This window comes from Clavibacter lycopersici (genome assembly GCF_003576405.1).
GTDB lineage: Bacteria > Actinomycetota > Actinomycetes > Actinomycetales > Microbacteriaceae > Clavibacter > Clavibacter lycopersici.
Window position 1 is genome coordinate 1 of the sequence record NZ_QWGT01000183.1, and the last position, 5,708, is coordinate 5,708.

At 71.1% G+C, this 5,708-nt stretch carries 5 protein-coding genes; all 5 read left to right on the forward strand.

Going from position 1 to position 5,708, the window contains the following annotated elements; genetic code table 11:
• Window positions 1-463, forward strand: a 463-nt coding sequence (gene recR, locus DZG00_RS11475) for a recombination mediator RecR (protein ID WP_119455640.1), incomplete at its 5' end; no start/stop codon positions are given.
• 97 nt (window positions 464-560) lie between these two features.
• A complete protein-coding gene (locus DZG00_RS11480) occupies window positions 561-1,826 on the forward strand; it encodes an aspartate kinase (protein WP_012037587.1) in 1,266 nt (421 codons plus the stop codon).
• A 64-nt stretch (window positions 1,827-1,890) separates the two neighbouring features.
• A complete protein-coding gene (locus DZG00_RS11485; protein WP_119382812.1) occupies window positions 1,891-2,985 on the forward strand; it encodes an aspartate-semialdehyde dehydrogenase in 1,095 nt (364 codons plus the stop codon).
• Between the two features lie 86 nt (window positions 2,986-3,071).
• Complete coding sequence (locus DZG00_RS11490; protein ID WP_119382811.1) at window positions 3,072-4,550, forward strand: malate:quinone oxidoreductase; 1,479 nt, start codon at window positions 3,072-3,074, stop codon at window positions 4,548-4,550.
• 72 nt (window positions 4,551-4,622) lie between these two features.
• Window positions 4,623-5,708: Rv2578c family radical SAM protein (locus DZG00_RS11495; RefSeq protein WP_147359983.1), on the forward strand; the 1,086-nt coding region annotated here is incomplete at its 3' end.

A 5,708-nucleotide genomic window follows, 5' to 3' on the forward strand; every position in this document is an offset into this window, starting at 1 on the left:
CACGGTGGTCCGCGACAAGGTGCGCTTCTGCGCCATCTGCGGCAACGTCAGCGAGGAGGAGACCTGCGGCATCTGCCGCGACCCCCGCCGCAGCCCCGCCACCATCTGCGTGGTCGAGGAGGCGAAGGACGTCGTCGCCATCGAGCGCACGCGCGAGTTCCGCGGGCTCTACCATGTCCTCGGCGGGGCCATCAGCCCCATCGACGGCATCGGACCGGACGACCTCCGCATCCGCCAGCTCATGCAGCGCCTCGCCGACGCCACGGTCACCGAGGTCATCATCGCCACCGACCCGAACCTGGAGGGCGAGGCGACCGCCACCTACCTCTCGCGGCTGCTCTCCACCTTCGACATCCGCGTCACGCGCCTCGCATCCGGCCTCCCCGTCGGCGGCGACCTCGAGTACGCCGACGAGGTCACCCTCGGCCGCGCCTTCGAGGGCCGGCGCCTCGTGGGGGAGTGACCCGAGCGCACCGCGTCACGCGGCGGATCCGCCGATGCCGCCCCCATATGATCGTGAACCGGGCCGCCCGCGCCCACCCGAACCCCAGGAGTCGCCCGTGAGCCTCATCGTGCAGAAGTTCGGCGGATCGTCGGTGGCCGATGCCGAGAGCATCAAGCGCGTCGCGAAGCGCATCGTCGCCACGCGCAAGGCCGGCAACGACGTGGTCGTCGCCGTCTCCGCGATGGGCGACTCGACCGACGAGCTGCTCGACCTGGCGCACGAGGTCACCCCGATCCCCGCGCCGCGCGAGCTGGACATGCTCCTCACCGCGGGCGAGCGCATCTCCATGGCCCTGCTCGCCATGGCCATCAAGAGCATGGGCTACGACGCGCGCTCCTTCACGGGCAGCCAGGCCGGCATGATCACCGACGCCCAGCACGGCGCCGCCCGCATCGTCGACGTCACCCCGGGACGCGTCCGCGACGCACTGGGCGAGGGCGCCATCGCCATCGTCGCCGGCTTCCAGGGCTTCAACCGCGGCACGGGCGACATCACCACGCTCGGCCGGGGCGGATCCGACACCACGGCCGTCGCGCTCGCCGCGGCCCTCGGCGCCGACGTGTGCGAGATCTACACCGACGTCGACGGCATCTTCACGGCCGACCCGCGCGTCGTGCCGCTCGCCCGCAAGATCGACCGGATCACGAGCGAGGAGATGCTCGAGCTCGCGGCGTCCGGCGCGAAGGTCCTCTACATCCGCGCCGTCGAGTACGCCCGCCGGCACGGCGTCCTGCTGCACGTCCGCTCCTCGTTCACGCACAACGAGGGCACCATCGTCTACAACCCCACGGATGGAGAGAATGTGGAAGAGCCCGTCATCGTCGGCGTCGCCGCCGACCTCAGCGAGGCCAAGGTCACGGTGGTCGGCGTCCCCGACGTGCCGGGCAAGGCCGCGCAGATCTTCACCATCGTCGCCAAGACCGGCGCGAACATCGACATGATCGTGCAGAACGTGTCGGCCGCCGCCACGAGCCTCACCGACATCTCGTTCACGCTCCCGAAGTCCGACGCCCAGCGCGTCCTCACGGTGCTCGCCGCCGAGAAGGACGAGGTCGGCTTCACGGGTCTCCAGCACGACGACCAGATCGGCAAGCTCGCGCTCGTCGGCGCCGGCATGCGCACCAACGCGGGCGTCTCGGCGCAGCTGTTCACCGCGTTGTCCGACGCCGGCATCAACATCGAGATGATCTCCACCAGCGAGATCCGCATCTCCGTCGTCACGCGCGCCGACACCATCGACGAGGCCGTGCGCGTCGTGCACCACGCCTTCGGGCTCGACGCGGACGACGTCGCCGTCGTCCACGCCGGCACCGGCCGCTGATCCGCACCCGCCCGATCCGCACCCGCACGACCCGCACGCCCCCGCACCGCAGGAGGAGACACCCGTGACCGACACCGCACCCGCCGGATCCGCCGCCCCCGCTCCGGAGAGCCGGGGCCTCCGCGTCGGCGTCGTCGGCGCCACCGGCCAGGTCGGCGCCGTGATGCGCCGCCTGCTCGAGGAGCGCGCGTTCCCGATCGCGGAGATCCGCTTCTTCGCCTCGGCGCGCTCCGCCGGCACGACGCTGCCGTTCGCCGGCCGCGACGTCGTCGTGGAGGACGCGGCGACCGCCGATCCCACGGGCCTCGACATCGCGCTGTTCTCCGCGGGTGCCACCACGTCGCGCGCCCAGGCACCGCGGTTCGCCGAGGCGGGCGTGCTCGTCATCGACAACTCCAGCGCCTGGCGCATGGACCCGGATGTGCCGCTCGTCGTCTCCGAGGTCAACCCCGAGGCGATCGACGACGCCCGCCGCGGCATCATCGCGAACCCGAACTGCACCACCATGGCGGCCATGCCCGTGCTCAAGGTGCTGCACGAGGAGGCGGGACTCACGCGGCTCGTGGTCAGCACCTACCAGGCGGTCTCCGGATCCGGCCTCGTCGGGGCCGAGGAGCTCGCGGGCCAGACCGAGGCCGCCGTCGCGGCGGGGCCCGATGCGCTCCGTCGTCTCGTCCACGACGGCCGCGCCGTCGAGCTCCCCGCGCCCGCCGTGTACCAGCGCCCCATCGCGTTCGACGTGATCCCGCTCGCCGGCAGCATCGTCGACGACGGCCTCTTCGAGACCGACGAGGAGAAGAAGCTCCGCAACGAGAGCCGCAAGATCCTCGGGCTGCCCGATCTGCTCGTGAGCGGCACGTGCGTCCGCGTCCCCGTCTTCACGGGTCACTCGCTCTCGGTCAACGCCGAGTTCTCGTCGCCGCTGAGCGTCGCCCGCGCGACCGAGCTGCTCGCCACCGCGCCCGGCGTCGAGCTGTCCGACATCCCCACCCCGCTCCAGGCGGCCGGCACCGACCCCAGCTACGTGGGCCGCATCCGCGCCGACGAGGGCGCACCGGATGGCCGTGGCCTCGCCCTCTTCATCAGCAACGACAACCTCCGCAAGGGCGCCGCGCTCAACGCGGTGCAGATCGCCGAGGTCGTCGCCGCCCGCCGCTGACCCCTTCCGGTCGCTGTTCGGAAGGGTCTCCGTACCACCCCCCGCGGCCCCCGGAGGGCCCGGAGGAGCGGGCGTACACTGATCCGGTGAGCGATACAGCGGAACCGGTAGACGTCGTCCTCGTCGGCGGGGGCATCATGAGCGCGACGCTCGGCACCCTCATCAAGCAGCTCGAACCGGACTGGACCATCCAGATCTTCGAGCGCCTCGGCGAGGTCGCCATGGAGTCCAGCAACCCGTGGAACAACGCGGGAACGGGCCACGCCGCCCTCTGCGAGCTGAACTACACGCCGGAGAAGGACGGGAAGATCGAGATCGGGTCCGCGACCCGCATCAACGAGCAGTTCCAGCTCTCCCGCCAGTTCTGGGCGCACCTGGTCACGGCGGGCGCCGTGCCGGAGCCCAAGGAGTTCATCAACCCCACCCCGCACATGACCTTCGTGCGCGGCCAGGAGAACGCCGAGTACCTCCGTCGCCGCTTCGACGCCATGCGCGCGCACCCGCTCTTCGAGGCAATGGAGTACACGGAGGATCCCGCGGTCATCCACTCGTGGGCCCCGCTGCTCGTGCTCCAGCGCGAGAAGGACGAGGTCATCGCGGCCACGCGCTTCGAGGGCGGCACCGACGTCGACTTCGGCGCGCTCACCAACAAGCTCATCGACTACCTCACCGAGCACGGCGCCGCCCTGCACCTCAACCACGAGGTCCGCGGTCTGTCGCAGAACGCCGACGGCAGCTGGCACCTCCGCGTCCGCAACGACGTCGGCCGCTCCACCGTGCAGGTGGACGCGAAGTTCGTCTTCATCGGCGCGGGCGGCGGTGCGCTGCACCTGCTGCAGAAGTCGGGCATCCCCGAGATCAAGGGCTTCGGCGGCTTCCCCATCAGCGGCGAGTGGTTCCGCACGGAAGACCCCGAGATCGTCGCCAAGCACCGGGCGAAGGTCTACGGCAAGGCCGCCATCGGATCCCCGCCCATGTCGGTGCCCCACCTCGACACGCGCGTGGTGGGCGGCGAGACCTCGCTCCTCTTCGGGCCCTACGCCGGCTTCAGCCCGCGCTTCCTCAAGAAGGGCTCGCTGCTCGACCTCTTCACGTCGATCCGCCCGCACAACATCATCCCGATGCTCGCCGTCGCCAAGGACAACCTGAGCCTCATCAAGTACCTGGTCAGCCAGCTCATCGCCTCGAAGGAGACGAAGTTCGACGCGCTCCGCGAGTTCATGCCCACCGCCGACCCGAAGGACTGGTACCAGGTCACGGCCGGCCAGCGCGTCCAGGTCATGAAGAAGGACGCGGAGAAGGGCGGCGTGCTCCAGTTCGGCACCGAGGTCGTCGCGGCGGCCGACGGCAGCATCGCGGGCCTCCTCGGCGCATCGCCCGGCGCGTCCACGGCGGTGCCGATCATGCTCGACGTCCTCGAGCGCTGCTTCCCCGACCGCATCGCCGGCTGGAAGAAGCCGCTCACGCGCATGATCCCGAACTACGGCACCCTCGTCGCGTCCGACCCGAAGAAGACGCCGAAGATCATCCAGGAGACCGCCGAGGTCCTCGAGCTCCAGCACTGACGAACCGGGCGGCCGTGCTCCTCGCACGGCCGCCCGTTCGCGTCGTGTTCGAATGTGTGTTCGAATGCTCGCATGAGATGGAGCGCACAGAGGCTGTCCGACGCGAGCGCCGACGCGCTGCCCGGGCTCGCCCGCCTGAGCAACCTCGTGCAGAGCGTGCGGACGCCGGAGTTCCAGGGCGTCACGTTCCACGAAGTGCTCGCCAAATCGGCGCTGAACCGGGTGCCGGGGGAGTCGAAGGTCATGCCGTACGGCTGGACCATCAACCCGTACCGAGGCTGCACGCACGCCTGCGTGTACTGCTTCGCCCGGCCCACGCACGAGTACCTCGACCTCGACGGGGGCCGGGACTTCGACGACCAGATCGTCGTGAAGGTCAACGTCGCGGAGGTGCTGGCACGCGAGCTCGCGAAGCCCACGTGGACGCACGACGCCGTCGCGCTCGGCACCAACACGGATCCGTACCAGCGGGCGGAGGGCCGCTACGCGCTCATGCCCGGCATCATCGCGGCGCTCGCGTCGTCGGGCACCCCGTTGTCCATACTCACGAAGGGCACGCTGCTCCGCCGCGACCTGCCGCTGCTCCGCGAGGCCTCGGCGACCGTGCCGGTGGACCTCGCGATGAGCATCGCCGTGCTCGACGACGACCTGCAGCAGTCGGTGGAGCCGGGCACGCCCACGACCGCGGCGCGGCTCGCGACGGTCACGGCCATCCGCGAGGCGGGCCTCGACTGCACCGTGTTCATCATGCCGATCCTGCCGATGCTCACGGACTCCGTGGAGCACCTCGACCACGCGCTCACCCGCATCCAGGAGGCCGGCGGCACGCGCGTCCTCTACTCCGCGCTGTACCTCAAGCCGGGCGTGAAGGAGTGGTACCTGCAGTGGCTCGAGCACGAGCGCCCGGAGCTCGTCGGCCGCTACCTGGACCTCTACGCGCGGGGTGCCTACGCGCCGCAGGCGTACCGGTCGTGGCTGAAGGCGCGCATGGACCCGCTGGTCCGGCGGCACGGACTCGGCGGCGGGCGTGTGGATCCGCGCACCGGCGGCGTCCTGTCCCGCGCCGACCTGCCCGGCATCGACGCAGCCCGCGCGCGGCTCGGCGACGGGCCGCGCCCCCGCTGGAGCCAGGAGGGGGCGGACAGCCGCGCGACCACC